Consider the following 17,663-nt stretch of genomic DNA (forward strand, 5'->3'; position numbering starts at 1 on the left):
GCATGATCGAACTTGATGGCCTGACCCGGCGGTACGGCCGCACCACCGCCGTCGACGGTCTGACCCTGACCGTCCGACCCAGCCGGGTGACCGGCTTCCTCGGCCCGAACGGCGCCGGCAAGTCCACCACCCTGCGCATGGTGCTCGGGCTGACCACGCCGACCAGCGGCACCGTCACGGTCGCTGGCGTCCGGTTCCGGGACCTTGCCCGGGGGCTACGGCACGCCGGCGCGCTGCTCGACGCCGGGGACGTGCACGCCGGGCGCAGCGCACGGGCGCACCTGACGGCCCTCGCCCGCGGCAACGGCATCGGCTCCCGGCGAGCCGACGAGGTCCTGGGACTGGTCGGCCTCGACGATGCCGCCAACCGCCGGGTCGGCCGATTCTCGCTCGGCATGCGGCAACGCCTCGGTATCGCCGCCGCGTTGCTGGGCGACCCGCCCGTGCTGATGTTCGACGAGCCGTTCAACGGCCTCGACCCGGAAGGGGTGCGCTGGGTGCGCGAACTGTTCCGACGGCTCGCCGCCGAGGGTCGTACCGTCTTCGTCTCCAGTCACCTGATGGGCGAGGTCGAGCACTGCGCCGACCATCTCGTCGTCATCGGCCGGGGCCGGTTGATCGCCGACGAGTCCCTGAACGACTTCGCCGCCCGCGCCGGCCGGGCCGAGGTCGTCCTGCGTACCCCCGAACCGGCCGCCCTGACCTCGGCTCTGGTGGACGTCGGCGCGGACGTGCGGCCGGCTGCGGATGGCGCGCTCGCCGTCAGCGGGGTGGACGCGGAACGGATCGGCGACCTGGCCCTCGGCCTGCGGATCCCGCTGCACCAGTTGACCACCCGCACCGCCTCATTGGAGGAGGCCTTCATGGCACTCACCGCCGCCGACGTCGAGTACGCCGCCGGGAGGACCCGATGACCACCGCGACCCGACCCGCCACGCGCACCAGCCCGACCCACCCGGCCCGCTACCGCGACCTGCTCGCCGCCGAGTGGATCAAACTCTGGTCGCTCCGCTCCACCTGGGCGGCGTTCGCCCTGATCCTGCTCGCCATGGTCGGCCTCGCCGGCCACGCCGCGCTGGCCACCCACGCGGGCTGGCCGGACTGGTCGGCCGAGCAGCGGGCGCTGCGTTCCCCGCTCTGGGACGCCTTTCCCACCGAGGCGCAGATGTTCGTCGTCCTCGCGGCCAGTGGTGTCGGCGCGGTCGCGATCGGCGGTGAGTACGCCTCCGGGCTGATGCGCACCACGTTCGCGGCCGTCCCCCGACGCTACGCGGTGGCCGCCGCCAAGTTGACCGTGCTGACCGGCGTGCTGACCCTGCTGGGGGCGCTGGGCACGGCGGCGGCGTTCGTGGTGTCGCAGGCGATCCTCGCCGACGTCGACGCGAACATGTCCATCGGCGATCCCGGCGCGCTGCGCGGCATCGCCGCCTCCGCCCTGCTGGTGCCGCTCTGCGCGCTCGTCGGTATGGCCCTCGCCGCGCTGATCCGGCACACCGCACCCGCGATCGTCACCGCCGCGACCGTGCTGCTCCTGCTGCCCACCGCCGTCGACGAGGACGAACGCTGGAGCGCACTGCTCCGGCACGCCATGCTGGTGCCCGCGTGGCAGCGGCTCAGGGACCCGAACGGCCCCCCGCCGTGGCTGACCGACATCCACCCCGCCACCGTCTCCGGCGCCTGGACCACCTACACCGCCTGGGCCGCCCTGACCGCCCTGATCACCGCGCTGGCCCTGACCCACCGCACCCCCTGAAACACCCACCCCACCCAACGTTGATCATGAGGTTGACGGCGGTAGTCGATCTTCAAACTGCCGCCACCTCATGATCAACGCGGATGGAATCGGCCAGGGTGGGGTGGGTGGGGTTACAGGACGATGGAGACCATGCGGGTGGGGATGACGATGACCTTGCGGGGTTGGGTGCCGGCCAGGGTGGTGGCGACGGCTTCCAGGGCCGCCTGCCGTACGTCGTCCTCGCTGGCGTCGGCGGGCACCTCGACGCGGCCCCGGACCTTGCCGTTGACCTGCACCGGGTAGGTGACCGTCTCGGCGACCAGCAGGGCCGGGTCGGCGACCGGGAAGTCCGCGTACGTCAGCGAGGTGGAGTGGCCCAGCCGTTGCCACAGCTCCTCGGCGATGTGCGGGGCGAACGGCGCGACCATCAGCACCAGCGGCTCGGCCACCTCGCGCGGGGTACGCGACAGGCGGGTCACCCCGTTGGTCAGCTCGATCAGCTTGGCGATCGCGGTGTTGAACCGGATCTGCTCCATGTCGCCCCGGACTCCGTCGATGACCTTGTGCAGCAGCCGCCGGGTCTGCTCGTCGGCCGGGTCGTCGGTGACCCGGGACTCGCCGGTCCGCTCGTCGACGACGGCCCGCCAGACCCGTTGCAGGAACCGGTACGAGCCGACCACCGCCCTGGTCTCCCACGGGCGGGAGACCTCCAGTGGCCCCATCGACATCTCGTACACCCGGAACGTGTCCGCGCCGTAGGCGGCGCACATCTCGTCCGGAGTCACCACGTTCTTCAGGGACTTACCCATCTTGCCGTACTCGCGGTTGACCTGGACGTCGCCCAGGAAGAAGCCGCCGTCACGCTCGGCGACCTCCTCCGCCGGCACGTAGGCGCCCCGGGCGTCGGTGTACGCGTACGCCTGGATGTAGCCCTGGTTGAACAGCTTGCGGAACGGCTCGAAGCTGGAGACGTGGCCCAGGTCGTACAGCACCTTGTGCCAGAACCGGGCGTACAGCAGGTGCAGCACGGCGTGCTCGGCACCGCCGACGTACAGGTCCACGCCGCCGCAGTCGCCCTCGGCGCGCGGGCCCATCCAGTACCGCTCGTTTTCCGCGTCGACGAACCGGCCCTCGTTGGTCGGGTCCAGGTAGCGCAGTTCGTACCAGCAGGAGCCGGCCCACTGCGGCATCACGTTCGTCTCCCGGGTGTAGCGCTTCGGGCCGTCACCCAGGTCCAGCTCGACCTCGACCCAGTCGCGGCGGCGCGACAGCGGCGTCTCCGGGTCGCTGGCCGCGTCCTCCGGGTCGAAGGTGCGCGGGGAGAAGTCGTCCACCTCGGGCAGCTCGACCGGCAGCATCTCCTCCGGCAGGGCGATGGCGGCGCCGTCGGCGTCGTACACGATCGGGAACGGCTCGCCCCAGTAGCGCTGCCGGCTGAACAGCCAGTCCCGCAGCCGGTAGGTCACCGCGCCCTGACCGTTGCCGGTCTCCTCCAGCCAGCCGATGATCCGGGCCTTGGCGTCGGCCACGCCCAGGCCGTCCAGGTCCAGGCCGCGCTCGGGCGCGGCGCTGTTGATCGCCGGGCCGTCCCCGGTGTACGCCTTGCCGTCGAAGCCCTCCGGCGGCTGCACGGTACGCACGATGGGCAGTTCGAAAACCTCGGCGAACTCCCAGTCCCGCTCGTCCTGGGCGGGCACCGCCATGATCGCGCCGGTGCCGTAGCCGGCCAGCACGTAGTCGGCGATGAAGATCGGGATCTGCCCGCCGGTGACCGGGTTGGTGGCGTACGCGCCGGTGAAGACGCCGGTCTTCTCCTTCGTCTCGGCCTGCCGCTCCACGTCGGTCTTGGCCGCCGCCGCCTTGCGGTACGCCTCGACGGCCTCCCGCGGGCCGGCGTGCCCGCCGGTCCACGCGTCCCGGGTGCCCGCCGGCCACGCCGCCGGCACCAGCGTGTCGACCAGCTCGTGCTCCGGGGCCAGCACCATGTAGGTGGCGCCGAAGACGGTGTCGGGCCGGGTCGTGAACACCCGGATCGGGGCGACCGGGGTCGGGAAGTCGATGTGCGCGCCCTGCGACCGGCCGATCCAGTTGCGCTGCATCAGCTTGATCGGCTCGGGCCAGTCCAGCTTGTCCAGGTCGTCCAGCAGCCGGTCACCGTACGCGGTGATCCGCATCATCCACTGCTTCAGGTTGCGCTTGAAGACCGGGAAGTTGCCCCGCTCGGATCGACCGTCGGCGGTGACCTCCTCGTTGGCCAGCACCGTGCCCAGCCCGGGGCACCAGTTCACCGGCGCCTGCGACACGTACGCCAGGCGGTGGTCGTCGACGATGGCGCTCCGCTCGGCGGCCGACAGCTCGGCCCACGGCCGGCCGTCCGGGGTGCGCCGCACGCCGCCCGCGAACTCGGCGATCAGCTCGCTGATCGGCCGGGCCCGGCCGGCCTCCCGGTCGTACCAGGAGTTGAAGATCTGCAGGAAGATCCACTGGGTCCAGCGGTAGAAGTCGGTGTCGATGGTGGCCACCGAACGTCGCTGGTCGTGGGCCAGGCCCAGCCGGCGCAGCTGCGCCCGGTAGCGCTCGATGTTGGCCTCGGTGGTGGTCCGGGGGTGGGTACCGGTCTGCACCGCGTACTGCTCGGCGGGCAGCCCGAACGCGTCGAAACCCATCGCGTGCAGCACGTTGCGGCCGGCCATCCGCTGGTACCTGGCGAAACAGTCGGTGCCGATGTAGCCCAGCGGATGCCCGACGTGCAGCCCGGCCCCGGACGGGTACGGGAACATGTCCAGCACGTACAGCTTCTCCGCACCTGATCGCGGGTGGGCCGGATCGGCCAACGGACCGGACGGGTTCGGCGCGTGGAAGGCACCCTCCCGCTCCCACCGGTCCTGCCAGCGGCTTTCGATCTCGTCGGCCAGTGCTGCGGTGTACCGGAACGGTGGGACGTCTGCCTCGGTCATGGCCTTCTCCTCGCGTCGCTCGGCGGAGTCTGTCGGAGTGCTGGCTGGTCTCGGGTCTGCCACACCGGCCCGTCGGGGGCCGGCAGCGGGCACGAAAAAGCCCCTCACGCAGGAGGGGCCGCCGTGCTGTCGCGCGTTCAGCGCATCAGCACGGCCCGGTAAGAAGCAGGAAGACTCCGGCCATGACCGGCAGTGTACCGCGCGTGGTGTGTCGCCGCCGCCCACCACCCCTCAGATCTGGTCCCGGGCCGGCTCGTCGCCGCCCTCGCCGGCCCGGCCACCGAGTTCGTCGTAGCGGGTGATCGGTGCCAGCGGCGCCCCGGACCGGTAGGCGGCCCGCGCCAGGGTGTAGCCGCCGATCGGCGCGGTGAACAGTTGCAGCCCGACGGCGGCCAGGACCACCACGGCGGTACGCCAGCCAGGGATCAGCAGCAGCACGCCGAGCAGCACGCAGCTCACCCCCAGGCTGGCCGCCTTGGCCACGGAGTTCATCCGGTGATAGACGTCCGGCAGGCGGATCAGGCCGACCGCGCTGGTCGCGATCAGCGCGGTGCCGAGCAGCAACAACGTCGACGCCGCCACGGTGCGGATCATCGCTGCCGCCGGTGCACCAGCCGGGCCATCGCCACCGTCGCCAGGAAACTCACAAGCGTGCCGGTCAGCACCAGGTCGAGCAGATCGGGGGCATGCAGCCGGGCGGCGAGCACCGCCAGGGCCGCCAGGAAGACGAAGAAGCCGAGATCCAGGGCGGCTGCCCGGTCGGCGTCGGTCGGACCGACCACCAGCCGGACGATCACCACCGCCATCGAGCCGGCGAGGACCACGAGTACCGAGTCGAGCAGGATCATCGTCACCTCCGGGTCACCTCCGACCGGCCGGCGTCCGGGCCGTCCGGGTGGGCGGCCGGACGCAGGGCGGCCAGCAACCGCCACTCCAGTTCGGTCACCGCCCGCCGGAACGCCACCGGGTCGGCGGCGTACATGCCGTGCACCCACAGCGCGGCGGTGGGTTCGCGGTGCACGCCCAGGGTCAGCGTGCCCGGAGTCAGGCTCACCGCCAGCGCCACCGCGGCCACCTCGGTGTCGGTGGTCGCCCGCAGCGGCACCCGCACCACCGCCGGCGCCAGCCGGGAACCCGGCGTCAGAATCTCCCAGGCCACGGCGAGGTTCGCCTGGACCAGCCGGACCGCGAAATAGCCGGCGAACCGCAGGAGTCGTCGAGCCCGCACCACCGTGCGGCGCGGGACCGGCATAGCGCCGGTGCTCATCGGCCGGTCACCGCCCGTACGTAGCCCGCCGGGTCACGCAGCCCGGCCGCCGCCGTGTCGGCGAGCATCAGCAGCGGTGCCGCCGCCAGCCCGGCTGCCAGGGAGAGGCCGGCCAGCACCAGGGGCGGGCCGACCAGGGTCGGGCCGATCCGCTTCGCCACGCTCGACGAGGCCGGCGGGTCCCCGGTGAACAGCGCGCTCCAGACCTTCAGCATGGACAGCAGGGTGACCAGACTGACCAGCACCGCGACCGTCATGGCCAGCCAGGCGCCGGCCTCCGCGGTGGCCCGCAGCAGCAGGAACTTCGCCAGGAACCCGGAGAACGGCGGCAGGCCGGCCAGCGACAGCGCCGCCCCGGCGAAGGCCAGGGCGAGCGCCGGACGTTGCCCGGCAAGACCGCCGGAACCGTCGAGCCGGTCGGTGCCGCGCCCGGCGCGTATCGCTGCGGCGCACAGGAACAACGCCGCCTTGACCACGATGTACTGGGCCAGGTAGTAGACCGCCGCGGCAAGCGCGGCGGCGGTGAACAGGGCCAGGCCGAGCAGTACGTAGCCGAGCTGGCTGACCATGTGGAAGGCCAGGATCCGCCGCATCGAGTTCTCACCCACGGCCCCGAGCACGCCGACCACCATCGACACGAGCGCCACCGCGCCGAGCAGCCAGCGGTATCCAGGATCGCCGCCGTACACCACCGCGTAGATCCGGATCACCGCGTAGAGACCGACCTTGGTCAGCAGCCCGGAGAAGAGCGCCACCACCACCGGCGAGGCCACCGGATAGGTGCGGGGCAGCCAGTCGTGCAGCGGCACCAGCGCACTCTTGACGCCGAGGGCGAGCAGCACCACGCCACCGGCGACCGCGACGGTCGGTTGGTCGCGTGCCGCGCCGGCCAGGTCGCCCAGCCCGACCACTCCGGTGGTGCCGTAGACCAGGGCCACCCCGGCCAGCAGCAGGGTGGACCCGAGCAGGTTGGTGGCCACGTACACCCGTCCCGCGCCGCCGCGCCCGGCCCCGCCGGCCAGGCTCAGCAGCACGTACGAGGGCACCAGCATCACCTCGATGAGCACGAAGAGGTTGAACAGATCGGTGGTGAGGAACGCGCCGCCGGACCCGGCCGCGAGCACCAGCACCAGCGGCAGGAAGTACGGGCGACTGTCGTCTCCGGAGCCGACGGCGGCGACGAGACAGCAAAGCACCACCAGCGCCGTCACCGTGACCAGCAGGGCGCTGAACACGTCTGCCGCCAGGCTGATGGCGATCGGACCGGGCCAGCCACCGACGCGCAGCACGGCCAACGCGCCCCCACCGGTCCACGCCAGCAGCACCAGCCCGGTCGCCAGCACCACAGTCATGGTCGTGAACGCGCCGACCCGATGCAGCCTGGTGCGGCCCGGCAGGGCGAGCAGCACCCCGGCGACGAGCAGCGGCCCGACCACCGGGATCAGCAGCAGACCGCTCACCGGCGCCGCCCCGTGCCGTGCCCGCCCTCTCCGCCGTCACCTTCGGAATCGGCGTCGGCGTCGCCACCGGTCGGATCTGCGGCGGGCCCACCGGCACCGCGTCGCAGCAGGCCGAGCAGATGGATGGTGATTCCGAAGCTGATCACGATCGCGGTCAGCACGAACGCCTGCGGCAACGGATCGGCGGTGTCGGGACCGACCTCCTCCAGCGCCGCGGTCCGCCGGGCCAGCCCACCGGCGGCGAGCAGCACCACGTTGACGGCGTGACCGAGCAGCACGAAGCCCAGCACCACGCGCAGCAGGCCCGGCCGCAGCAGCAGGAACACCCCCGCGGCCACCAGGACGCCGACCACGAACGCGGCGCTCACCGGGCACCTCCGGTCTCCGGCTGGCCGGTCGGCAGGTCGGTCGGAGTAGCCGGCGGTACGCCGAGGCGGCGCACCGCGGCCACCACCAGCGCCAGGACCATCAGGTAGATCCCGAGGTCGAACAGCAGCGACGTGGACAGCGACGGCAACGGATCCGGTGTGCCCAGAGCGAGCGGCGCGAGCAGCGACCGACCTGCGGCGAGCGGCACCAGCGCGGCGACCGTCGCGGTCAGCAGCCCGGCCGCCACCAGCGGCGCCGACCTGAGCCGACTCAGCAGTGGTGCGCCGCCGGGGTGCGCCAACTGGCCGAGCCCGACGGCGGTGCCCGCCAGCAGCGCCCCGATGAAGCCGCCGCCGGTCTCCTCGTGTCCGCGTAGGAACAGCACCGCCGAGGCGAGCAGCATCACCGGTGCGAGCACCCGGTAGGCGAGGCCGAGCACGAGGTCGTCGCCGGCCGTTCCGGTGCTGGCCGGCTCGACCGGGCGACCGGCGGCAAGCCGGACCAGCCCGAGTGCCACCACCGCGAGCACCACCGCCTCGCCGAGGGTGTCCAGGGCTCGGAAGTCCACCAGGATGGTGTTGACGACGTTGGCACCGCCGGTCAACGCCTCCGCCCGGTCGAGGTACCACCGGCCAGGGCCGGACACCCGGTCGCGGCCGGTCAGCACGGCCGTACCGGCGGCGGCCGCGACACCGGTGGCGGCCGCGAGCAGGGCCGCGCCCACGACCGGCCGGCGCCGTCCGACGGGCGCGAGCCGAGGCGGCTGCTGCCGCAGAGCCAGCATGACGACCACCGCGGTCAGCACCTCCACCAGCATCAGGGTCAACGCCACGTCCGGTGCTCCGACGGTCAGGAACCACGCCGACAGCAGCAGCCCCACCACTCCGGTGAGGCCGATCGCCGCCAGCGCGGAGCGCGCCACCAGCAGCCCGGCGAGCGCCGTCACGAGCATCCCCAGCAGCAGCCAGTCGCCGGGCCGGGCCGGGTCGCCATCACCCAGACCGGCCGGGACGTCGCTCAGCGTCACCGCCGCGACCGTGGCCAGGGCCACCGTCGCCAGCAACGGCCGGGCCAGGTACGGTGCCGGCCCCGGCGCGCGCGCGGTCCGGGCGACGAACGAGCCCGCATGCAGCAGCGCCTGCCGGGCGCGCTCGAACAACTCGGCGAACGGCGGGATGGTGGGTACGGACCGAAGCCACCGGTCCACCCGGACCCGGCCGAGGAACATCAGCACGCCCAGCAGCACGGTGAGCACGCTCAGCCCCAACGCCGGGGTGAAGCCGTGCCAGAAGGCCAGATAGGGCGGCGTACCCTCCGGGCGGGCATCGTCCGCGGCCCGCTCCACCAGCGGGCTCAGCACGGCCACCGTCGGGCCGAGCACGGTCGCGGTCACCGCGGCCACCGCGGCCGGGGCGAGAAACGCCCAGGACGGCTCGCGCAGCTGGCGCTGCCGGGTCGGTCCCTCCACCATCCCGTGCACCAAGCGGGCCGCGTACGCGAAGGTGAGCACCGAGGCGAGCACCCCGAGCCCGGCCGCGCACCAGCCCAACCACCCTCCCCCGTAGGCCCCGCTGAGGGCCTCGAAGATCGCCTCCTTCCCGACGAAGCCGATGGTCGGCGGCAGGCCGGCCATCGACATCGCCGCCAGCGCGGTGAGCCAGACCGTCGCCGGCATCACCCGGTGCAGCCCCGCCAGTTCCCGCACGTCGCGGCTGCCCGCCTGGTGGTCGATGATGCCGACCAGCATGAACAGGGTCGCCTTGAACAGCGCGTGGGCGACGGTGTAGAGGATCGCCGCCGCGTCGGCGTCCGGGGTGCCGACGCCGATCACCCCGACCAGCAGGCCGAGCTGACTGACCGTGGAGTACGCCAGCAGCGCCTTCAGGTCGTACTGGCGCAGCGCGAGCAGCGCGCCGAGGATCGCGGTGAGCAGGCCGACGGCGATCAGGGTGCCGTTCCACGCCCAGGAGCCGCCGAACACCGCCGAGAAGCGCATCAGCAGGTAGATGCCGGCCTTCACCATCGTCGCCGCGTGCAGGTACGCGCTCACCGGCGTGATCGCCACCATCGCGCCGGGCAGCCAGAAATGGAACGGCAGCTGCGCGGACTTGGTGAACGCCGCAACGATGATCAGCGTCCCCACCACCCAGGCCGGTACGCCGCTCAGTCGCTCCGGCTCGGCCACGATGGTGTCCAGGCTGGTGGTGCCGAGGTGGACCGCCAGCAGCACGATCGCGGTCAGCAGCGCGAGACCGCCGGCGACGGTGACCAGCAGCGCCTGCACGGCCGGTCCGGTGGCCGCCGGCTGACCGCCCTGCCCGATCAGGACGAACGACAGGATCGAGGTGAGTTCCCAGAAGACGAAGAGCACCAGCAGGTCGTCGGCGAGGACCAGGCCCAGCATCGCGGCGGCGAAGAGGGTCATCGTCACGTACACCCGCTGCTGCTCGGCCTCGCTGCCGTCGAGGTAGCGGGGGCAGTAGGCCATGATGAGCGCGCCCACGCCGAGCGCCAGCAGCGCGAAGACCAAACCCAGCGCGTCCATCCGCAACGCGGCGTGGACCGCCAGCCCGGGCAGCCACCGCCAGGCCACGGTGACTTCCCGGTCGTCGAGGATCACCGGCAACCGGGTGAGCAGCAGCGCCGCCGCGACGAGATAGCCGGCGGCCAGCGGATAGCCGGCGTCACGGCCGAAGCGCCGCACCAGCAGCGGTACGCAGACCGCCAGGCCGACCTGCCAGGCGAGCGTGGCGGCGAGGATCACCTCGTCATGTCCTCCTGTCCGGCAGGCGGATTCGGGCCCGCTTACCCGGCAGAACCGATGACATGCGCTGTGTGAATGACAAATCACTGCGTAAGCGCTCAAACACCTGCGGCGGTCGGCGTTGACGACAAACATGGTTAGCCTGAGAGGCCAGTGAGATTGCCGCGGCACATGAGGCTCACACGTCGCGAACGAAACGGCGGGGCCAGGTGCTCTTGTAGAGAGCTGCCGTGACGGCGACGAGGAGGAGGCCCGTGACACAACAGACCTGGGACGACGTTGGCGGTCTGCTGCCGTACGACGAGTTCCGCGCCGCCAGTGACGCGATCGTTACCAACATCGAACAGGTCATCGAGGGCAAGACCGCGACCGTGCGGCTCGCGCTGGCCGTCCTGCTCGCCGAGGGTCACCTGCTCATCGAGGACGTGCCCGGCGTCGGCAAGACCAAACTGGCCAAGGCCCTGGCCAGGTCGATCGACTGTTCGGTACGCCGCATCCAGTTCACGCCCGACCTGCTGCCCAGCGACGTCACCGGGGTCAGCGTCTACAACCAGGAGACCCACGACTTCGAGTTCCGTCCGGGTGCCGTCTTCGCGAACCTGGTCGTCGGCGACGAGATCAACCGGGCTTCGCCGAAGACCCAGTCCGCGCTGCTGGAGTGCATGGAGGAACGGCAGGTCACCGTCGACGGGGTGACCTACCAGCTGCAGACGCCGTTCATGGTGATCGCCACCCAGAACCCGATCGAGATGGAGGGCACCTACCCGCTGCCGGAGGCGCAGCGCGACCGGTTCACCGCCCGCATCGCGATGGGGTACCCGGACCCGACCGCCGAGCTGGCCATGCTCGACGGACACGGTGCGGTCGACCCGCTGTCCGGGCTGCGGCCGGTCTCCGACGCCGACACCGTACGCCGGCTGATCGGTCACGTCCGGCAGGTGCACGTCGCCGACGCGGTCAAGCAGTACGCGGTCGACCTGGTCACCGCCACCCGCGAGTCACCCGACCTGCGGCTGGGCGCCTCCCCCCGGTGCACCCTGCAACTGCTGCGCACCGCCCGCGCGGTAGCCGCCCTCGACGGGCGCGACTACGTCCTGCCCGACGACCTTCAGGTGCTCGCCGTGCCGGTGCTGGCGCACCGGATCATCCCCACGGCCGACGCCCAGCTCGCCCGGCGTACCACCGACGCGATCGTCGCCGACCTGGTGCACCGGCTGCCGCTGCCGCACGACCGGAAGCGCTCGCCCTACGACACCCGGCCACCGAGCGGTAACGGCCGGGCCCCCTTCGAGCCGCGGAGGCCGTGACGTGCGTGACGGGCTGCGCGGGCTGACCACCCGCGGCCGCTCCTTCCTGGCCGCGGCGGTGGCGGCGGCCATCTCCGCCGGCATCCTCGGCGAGAAGGACCTGCTGCGGGTGGCCGTGCTGCTGGCCGTCCTGCCGCTGCTCGCCGCGCTGTACGTCGGCCGCAGCCGTTACAAGCTCGCCTGCCACCGGTCGCTGGAGCCGCACCGGGTGCCGGTCGGCGCGACCGCCCGGGTGGTGCTGCGCCTGCAGAACATGTCCCGGCTGCCCACCGGCACCCTGCTGCTGGAGGACCGGCTTCCGTACGCCCTCGGCAGCCGCCCCCGGGTGGTGCTGGAACGTCTCGGCGCGCACCAGGCCAGCTCCGTGGCCTACACGGTGCGCGCCGACGTGCGCGGCCGGTACGAGGTGGGGCCGCTGGTGGTCCGGATGACCGACCCCTTCGGCCTCTGCGAACTCAGCCGCGCCTTCCCCGGTACCGACCGGCTCACCGTCGTTCCGCAGGTGGTCCCACTGCCGTCGGTGCGGCTGCCCGGCGAGTACGCCGGCAGCGGTGAGAGTCGGGCCCGCTCGGTGGCGGTGCACGGCGAGGACGATGCGGCCACCCGGGAGTACCGGCGCGGCGACGACCTGCGCCGGGTGCACTGGAAGTCGACCGCGCGCACCGGCGAGCTGATGGTGCGCCGGGAGGAGCAGCCCTGGGAGAGCCGGGCGACGGTGCTGCTGGACACCCGCGCTTACGGACATCAGGGCGACGGTCCGACCGCGAGCTTCGAGTGGGCGGTCTCGGCCGCCGCCAGCATCGCGGTGCACCTGCGGCAGGCCGGGTACAAGCTGCGCCTGGTCACCGGCTCGGGCGCGGACGTCGACGCCACCGAGGGCGCCGGCGACGGCCTGCTGCTCGACCAGCTCGCGGAGGTCCGGCTCGATCAGCGGGTCGAGATCACCACTCTGGTGCAGCACGTACGGCAACGCGCCGACGGCGGGCTGATCATCGGGCTGTTCGGGTCGCTGAGCACCGCCGAGGCGGAGCTGTTGGCCGGGTTGCGCGCCAACGGCGCCACCTGTGTCTGCTTCCTGTTGGACAGCTCCGCCTGGTTGAACCTGCCGACGCCCGCGCGGGCCGAGGCCGATCAGGCACACGACACCGCGGCGCTGGCGCTGCTGCATTCCGGCTGGCGGGTAATCGGCGTCGATCACGGCGGCCGGCTGGCGGCGCTCTGGCCACAGGCGGGGCGGGGCTCGCAGGGGTTCGCGCTGCGCGCGGCGATGGCCGAGACCGTGGCCGGTGGCGTGCGATGAACGGAAGGTCCCCCTCATGATCGCCCATCGGAATCTGGGCCTGGTGGCCGCCGGCGCGACCTTGCTCGCGGCAGCGCCACTGTCGGCCATCTTCGATCGCTGGACGTGGCTGGTCCAGGCGGTCATCGCGGTGGCCGCGGTGGCGGCCGCGGCGTCGCTGGCCCGGCTCGGCCGGACCCCGCTGTGGGTGCAGATCCTGGCCATGGTCGGCGGTCTCACCCTGGCCCTGACCTGGCTGTTCCCCAGCGGCTCCGAACTGCTCGCGGTGCTGCCCACCCCGGCCACCTTCGGGCACTTCGCCGAGTTGCTCGGCAACTCGGTCGAGGACATGCGCTCCCACGGCGTGAAGGTTCCGGACACCGACCCGCTGCTGTTCATCACCGTGCTCGGCATCGGCGGAGTGGCGGTGCTGGTGGACGTGCTCTGCGTCGGGCTGCGCCGCCCCGCTCTGGCCGGGCTGCCCATGCTTGCCATCTACTCGGTGCCGGTCGCGGTCTACGTGGACAGCGTCCCGCCGGTGCCGTTCGCGATCGGCGCCGCCGGTTTCCTGTGGCTGCTGGTCACCGACAACGTGGACCGGGTCCGTCGGTTCGGCCGGCGGTTCACCGGCGACGGCCGCGACGTCGATGTCTGGGAGTCGTCCCCGCTGGCCGCCGCCGGCCGGCGACTCGCGGTGGTGGGCCTCGCGCTCGCCGTACTGGTTCCGTTGGCCGTGCCGGGAATGACCGCCGGCTTGATGACCACGCTCAACTCCGGCCCCGGCTCCGGCATCGGTCCCGGGTTCGGTGGCTCCCCGGGCCGGGTCGACCTCTTCGCCGCGCTCAGTGGCCAGCTCAACCAGTCCCAGGTGACCGACCTGGTGACGGTCACCACCACCGAGGAGGAGCCGTTCTATCTGCGCTTCGGGGTCGCCGACGACCTGCGTACCGACGGCTTCCGGGTGCGCGGGCCCAACGGTAGGCGGGTCACCGGCGACCTGCCCGATCCCTCCGGGCGTTCGGCGCCGGGCATCCAGCGCACCCGGCAACGGGCCACCGTGCAGGTGAGCCGCGAGCTGAACATGCCGCTGTTGCCGGTCTACGCCGAGCCGGTCAGCTTCGCCGAGCTGGGCAACAACTGGTTCTACGACCCGAACCTGCAGGTCGTCTTCTCCAACCGGGAGAACTCCCGGGGCAAGGAGTACTCCTTCGACTACGTGCGCTCGTCGTACAGTCCGCAGGCGCTGCGGCGGGCTCAGCCGCTGCCGGCGGACCTGCCGCTGCGCCGGCAGCAGACCGTGACGCCGGACGTGCCGGAGGTCCGGGCCCTGGTGGAGGACCTGATCCGGGGCGCGCGCACCGAGTACGACAAGGTGCGAGCCATCTACAACTACTTCTCCGAGGACAACGGCTTCAGCTACCGGCTCAGCACCGAGCAGGGCAGCAGCGGCGAGGCGATTCTCGACTTCCTGGAGAACAAGGTCGGCTACTGCCAGCAGTACGCCGCAGCGCTGGCCTGGATGGTCCGCGACGCGGGCATCCCGGCCCGGGTCGCCTTCGGGTTCACCAACGGCAGCCGTCGCAGCGACGACACCCTCACCCTGACCAACCGCAATCTGCACGCCTGGACCGAGGTCTACTTCGACCAGATCGGCTGGGTGCCGTTCGACGCCACCCCGGCCTACGGCGTGCCGGGCTCGACCCGCTCGGCGTGGGCGCCGGACGTGGACGCCCCGGAGGAGAGCACGCCGCAGGGCGGCAGCGCGGACACGCCCGAGGAGACGGATCCTTCGGCCGAGGCGGAGCAGGGACCGAACCAGTTCGAGGAGGGCGAGGACCCGGGTGCGGCGGTCGGCTCCGACACTCCCACCGCGCAGACGCCAGTCTGGCCGTGGCTGGTCGCCGCCAGCGTCCTGACGCTGCTGGTCCTGCTCGCCGTGCCCGCACTGCGCCGACTCGCGCTGCGCCGCCGTCGGGGCCGGCCGGCACCGGCGGTGCGGGCGGTCGACGCGCCGGACGCGGACCCGTCGGCGACCGGTCAACCGGTCGTGGTGGTCGCCACCGATCCGGACCGGGCACGGGCCGACGCGCACGCCGCCTGGGACGAGCTGATCGACACGCTTGTCGACTACCGGGTCGGGGTGGATCGGACGGAAACCCCCCGCGCCACGGCGGAGCGGGTGGCCCGGGAGCGCCTGGCCGCGCAGACCGACGCCGGCTCGGCGGTACGTCTGCTCGGACGTGCGGAGGAGCGGGCCCGTTACGCCCGGGACCCGTTGACCGGCGAACCGTTGCCGGCGGCCCTACGGACGGTGCGCGACGCGCTGGCCGGGCAGGCCGACCGGCGGACCCGGCTGGTGGCGACCATGCTGCCGCCGTCGGTGTTGTCCCGGTGGCGCACCGCGATCGCGGATAACTCGTCACGACTGGTCAACTCGGCCGGGCAGGTGCGCCGGAGGCTGCTGCGGTTCAGTCCACGTCGGCTGATCGCCAGCCGCGCGGGGCGCTGAACGCGACCCGCCCCACCATCCTCACCGTCTGCCGGCGACACCCTCGTGGGTCGCCGGCAGACGCGCCTACCGGCAACCGGCCGGGTGACAGCCATCAGCGGCAGGAGGGCAACGCGAAGCCCCACCCGGCGCCCTGGCCGTTTGCGCGCCACTCACCCCGGGCGGTCGGCCCGGGGTGACGTGCTTCCTCGTCTACGGTGGAACGGGGTCAGCGGTGCCCCTCCGGGCGCTGCCGCCACCGGTCCTCCATCCGGTCGAGGAAACCCGACCTCCGGCCGGCACGGCCTCGGGGCCGGCGACGACTCGCCGTGCCCCCGACGACGTGCAGGTCGGGTGACTGCGCCCGACGGTGCGACTGCACCGCGAACGCGGCCGAGGCCAACATGACAACGAATCCCGCCACTGCCAGCGGCGGAGTCTTGATCACCGCGCCATAGACCAGCAACGCCAGGCCAGCGATGATCAGGCCGGCAGCGACGAGCAGGCGACGCCGCGCGTGGAAGCGCGGATCGCTGGCGCGCACCGCCGAGGCGAACTTGGGGTCCTCGGCAAGCGACCGCTCGATCTGCTCGAACAGCCGCTGCTCGTGCTCCGAGAGCGGCACGGCACTCCTCCCCGGTCACGTTGGTCGGTCCGGTCGGACCGACAGACCGTGGCAGCCAACCGGCTGCTTACCCGCAAGTCTACGAGGGCCCTCGCGCGTCGGAAAGCGGGACGACCTACGGCCGGGTCGGATTTTCATTTCGTCGGGGATCGCGCCCGGTGAGAAGACTGGCCGGTCCTATGACGGACCGCCCGAAACGGGCAGCCGCCGCGTCGGCCGCCACCTCCGCCTCCCGCCAGCCCCGCTCCGGCTGGCCGAGGGCGAGTTGCTGCGGCGTCTGGTCCGCCGCCGTCAATCCTTCCGCCCGGACACCGAGCAGGCGAATCCGCTCACCTGGATCCAGCGCGGTGTAGAGCGCCCAGGACGTGTCGAACATCTCCCGAGCCACGTCGGTGGGCACGTCCAGGGTGCGTGCCCGGCTCACCGTGCGGAAGTCGGCGGTCCGCACCTTGAGCGAGACCGTCCGCCCCACCTGACCGCTGGCTCGTAACCGGGCACCGACCTTCTCGGCCAGGGCCAGCAGCGTACGACGGATCTCGGCCGGATCGTCGACATCCACGTCGAAGGTGACCTCCGCGCCGATCGACTTCTCGGCCTGCTCCGGGCTGACCCGGCGCGGGTCACGGCCCCAGGACAGCTCGTGCAGGTGCGCGGCGGCCGCCTCGCCGAGCGCGGTCCGCAGCATGCCCAGCGGCGCCTGCGCGAGGTCGCCGACGGTACGCAGACCGAGTCGCAGCAGGGCCTGCTCGGAACGCTCCCCCACCCCCCACAGCGCGGCGACCGGTAGCGGGTGGAGGAACTCGAGCACCCGGTCGGCCGGCACCACGAGCAGACCGTCGGGCTTCGCCCGGGTCGAGCCGAGCTTGGCCACGAACTTGCTCGGCGCGACCCCGACCGAGCAGGTCAGCCCCTGCTCCTCGGCGACCCGCTCGCGGATGCGACGGGCGATCGTCGCCGGCCTACCGAACAGTCGCCGGGCACCTGCGACGTCGAGGAAGGCCTCGTCCAGCGAGAGCGGCTCGACCAGCGGCGTGACATCACGGAAAATCTGCATGACCGCCCGCGAGGCTGCCGAGTAGCTGGCGAAGTCGGGAGCGAGAAAGACCGCGTGCGGGCAGAGAGCACGGGCCCGCATCGTGGGCATGGCGCTGCGAACGCCGTACCGCCGGGCCTCGTAGCTGGCCGAACTGACCACGCCGCGGGGACCGACCCCGCCGACCACGACGGCCCGGCCGCGCAGCTCGGGGCGGTGACGGACCTCCACCGAGGCGTAGAAGGCGTCCATGTCGACGTGCAGGATCGGGCACCCGGCGTCGTCGGCGCCGGGCCCGAACCGGGGATCACCGCCCCGGGGTAGCGACTGGCTGCGGCCCACCCGCGCAGGTTAGCCCGCGGGAGTGACATTCCGGCCG

14 protein-coding genes are annotated in these 17,663 nt (G+C 72.6%); 5 read left to right on the plus strand and 9 right to left on the minus strand.

The window, feature by feature from the left end; all coding sequences use genetic code 11:
• Positions 1-2 precede the first annotated feature (2 nt).
• Both ACN26Z_RS23050 and ACN26Z_RS23055 read left to right on the plus strand, forming a co-directional pair.
• The gene (locus ACN26Z_RS23050) at positions 3-914 is read left to right on the plus strand and encodes an ABC transporter ATP-binding protein (protein WP_421463404.1); all 912 of its coding nucleotides are present in this window, start codon (positions 3-5) and stop codon (positions 912-914) included.
• The gene (locus ACN26Z_RS23055) at positions 911-1,753 is read left to right on the plus strand and encodes a hypothetical protein (protein ID WP_421463405.1); all 843 of its coding nucleotides are present in this window, start codon (positions 911-913) and stop codon (positions 1,751-1,753) included. Before ACN26Z_RS23050 ends, ACN26Z_RS23055 begins: the two co-directional genes overlap by 4 nt.
• 113 nt (positions 1,754-1,866) lie before the next feature.
• Here the strand turns inward: ACN26Z_RS23055 and leuS are convergent, their stop codons facing one another.
• From leuS to mbhE, 7 genes are all read right to left on the minus strand, one after another.
• Positions 1,867-4,692, minus strand: coding sequence for a leucine--tRNA ligase (gene leuS / locus ACN26Z_RS23060; protein WP_421463406.1), 2,826 nt, complete (start codon positions 4,690-4,692; stop codon positions 1,867-1,869).
• Positions 4,693-4,923: 231 nt separating this feature from the next.
• Entirely contained in the window at positions 4,924-5,286 is a 363-nt protein-coding gene (gene mnhG, locus ACN26Z_RS23065) for a monovalent cation/H(+) antiporter subunit G (protein WP_282237418.1), read from the minus strand.
• Positions 5,283-5,540 (minus strand): monovalent cation/H+ antiporter complex subunit F, encoded by a 258-nt coding sequence (locus ACN26Z_RS23070; protein ID WP_093401161.1) that lies wholly within the window; start codon positions 5,538-5,540, stop codon positions 5,283-5,285. The genes mnhG and ACN26Z_RS23070 overlap by 4 nt, the downstream gene beginning before the upstream one ends.
• Positions 5,541-5,542: 2 nt before the next feature.
• Positions 5,543-5,959, minus strand: a complete 417-nt coding sequence (locus tag ACN26Z_RS23075; RefSeq protein ID WP_421463407.1) for a Na+/H+ antiporter subunit E — start codon at positions 5,957-5,959, stop codon at positions 5,543-5,545.
• A complete protein-coding gene (locus ACN26Z_RS23080) occupies positions 5,956-7,419 on the minus strand; it encodes a proton-conducting transporter membrane subunit (RefSeq protein WP_421463408.1) in 1,464 nt (487 codons plus the stop codon). Before ACN26Z_RS23080 ends, ACN26Z_RS23075 begins: the two co-directional genes overlap by 4 nt.
• Positions 7,416-7,787 carry a sodium:proton antiporter gene (locus ACN26Z_RS23085; protein ID WP_093401164.1) on the minus strand — a complete coding sequence of 124 codons (372 nt, stop codon included), beginning with the start codon at positions 7,785-7,787 and terminating at the stop codon, positions 7,416-7,418. The genes ACN26Z_RS23080 and ACN26Z_RS23085 overlap by 4 nt, the downstream gene beginning before the upstream one ends.
• Positions 7,784-10,552 carry a hydrogen gas-evolving membrane-bound hydrogenase subunit E gene (gene mbhE / locus ACN26Z_RS23090; protein WP_421463409.1) on the minus strand — a complete coding sequence of 923 codons (2,769 nt, stop codon included), beginning with the start codon at positions 10,550-10,552 and terminating at the stop codon, positions 7,784-7,786. Before mbhE ends, ACN26Z_RS23085 begins: the two co-directional genes overlap by 4 nt.
• A gap of 254 nt (positions 10,553-10,806) precedes the next feature.
• Here mbhE and ACN26Z_RS23095 point away from each other — a divergent pair, with 254 nt between their 5' ends.
• From ACN26Z_RS23095 to ACN26Z_RS23105, 3 genes are read left to right on the plus strand one after another with little or no spacing between them, the layout of a single operon-like run.
• Positions 10,807-11,859, plus strand: coding sequence for an AAA family ATPase (locus tag ACN26Z_RS23095; RefSeq protein ID WP_093401166.1), 1,053 nt, complete (start codon positions 10,807-10,809; stop codon positions 11,857-11,859).
• 1 nt (position 11,860) lies between these two features.
• Positions 11,861-13,159: a DUF58 domain-containing protein gene (locus ACN26Z_RS23100; RefSeq protein ID WP_282237414.1), complete on the plus strand. Its 1,299-nt coding sequence runs from the start codon at positions 11,861-11,863 to the stop codon at positions 13,157-13,159.
• A 16-nt stretch (positions 13,160-13,175) separates the two neighbouring features.
• On the plus strand, positions 13,176-15,647 hold the full coding sequence (locus ACN26Z_RS23105) for a transglutaminase TgpA family protein (protein WP_421463410.1): 2,472 nt from the start codon (positions 13,176-13,178) through the stop codon (positions 15,645-15,647).
• A gap of 208 nt (positions 15,648-15,855) precedes the next feature.
• Here the strand turns inward: ACN26Z_RS23105 and ACN26Z_RS23110 are convergent, their stop codons facing one another.
• Entirely contained in the window at positions 15,856-16,251 is a 396-nt protein-coding gene (locus tag ACN26Z_RS23110) for a DUF3040 domain-containing protein (RefSeq protein WP_093401169.1), read from the minus strand.
• A gap of 115 nt (positions 16,252-16,366) precedes the next feature.
• A complete protein-coding gene (locus tag ACN26Z_RS23115) occupies positions 16,367-17,626 on the minus strand; it encodes a DNA polymerase IV (protein WP_093401170.1) in 1,260 nt (419 codons plus the stop codon).
• Positions 17,627-17,663: the final 37 nt, after the last annotated feature.

It is taken from the genome of Verrucosispora sp. WMMD703, assembly GCF_049178935.1.
Lineage (GTDB): Bacteria > Actinomycetota > Actinomycetes > Mycobacteriales > Micromonosporaceae > Micromonospora > Micromonospora sediminimaris.

Coding starts and splice junctions, on each gene's coding strand:
- ACN26Z_RS23050 (WP_421463404.1), top strand. CDS start 3: ATGATCGAACTTGATGGCCTGACCCGGCGGTACGGCCGCACCACCGCC.
- ACN26Z_RS23055 (WP_421463405.1), top strand. CDS start 911: ATGACCACCGCGACCCGACCCGCCACGCGCACCAGCCCGACCCACCCG.
- leuS (WP_421463406.1), bottom strand. CDS start 4,692: ATGACCGAGGCAGACGTCCCACCGTTCCGGTACACCGCAGCACTGGCC.
- mnhG (WP_282237418.1), bottom strand. CDS start 5,286: ATGATCCGCACCGTGGCGGCGTCGACGTTGTTGCTGCTCGGCACCGCG.
- ACN26Z_RS23070 (WP_093401161.1), bottom strand. CDS start 5,540: ATGATCCTGCTCGACTCGGTACTCGTGGTCCTCGCCGGCTCGATGGCG.
- ACN26Z_RS23075 (WP_421463407.1), bottom strand. CDS start 5,959: ATGAGCACCGGCGCTATGCCGGTCCCGCGCCGCACGGTGGTGCGGGCT.
- ACN26Z_RS23105 (WP_421463410.1), top strand. CDS start 13,176: ATGATCGCCCATCGGAATCTGGGCCTGGTGGCCGCCGGCGCGACCTTG.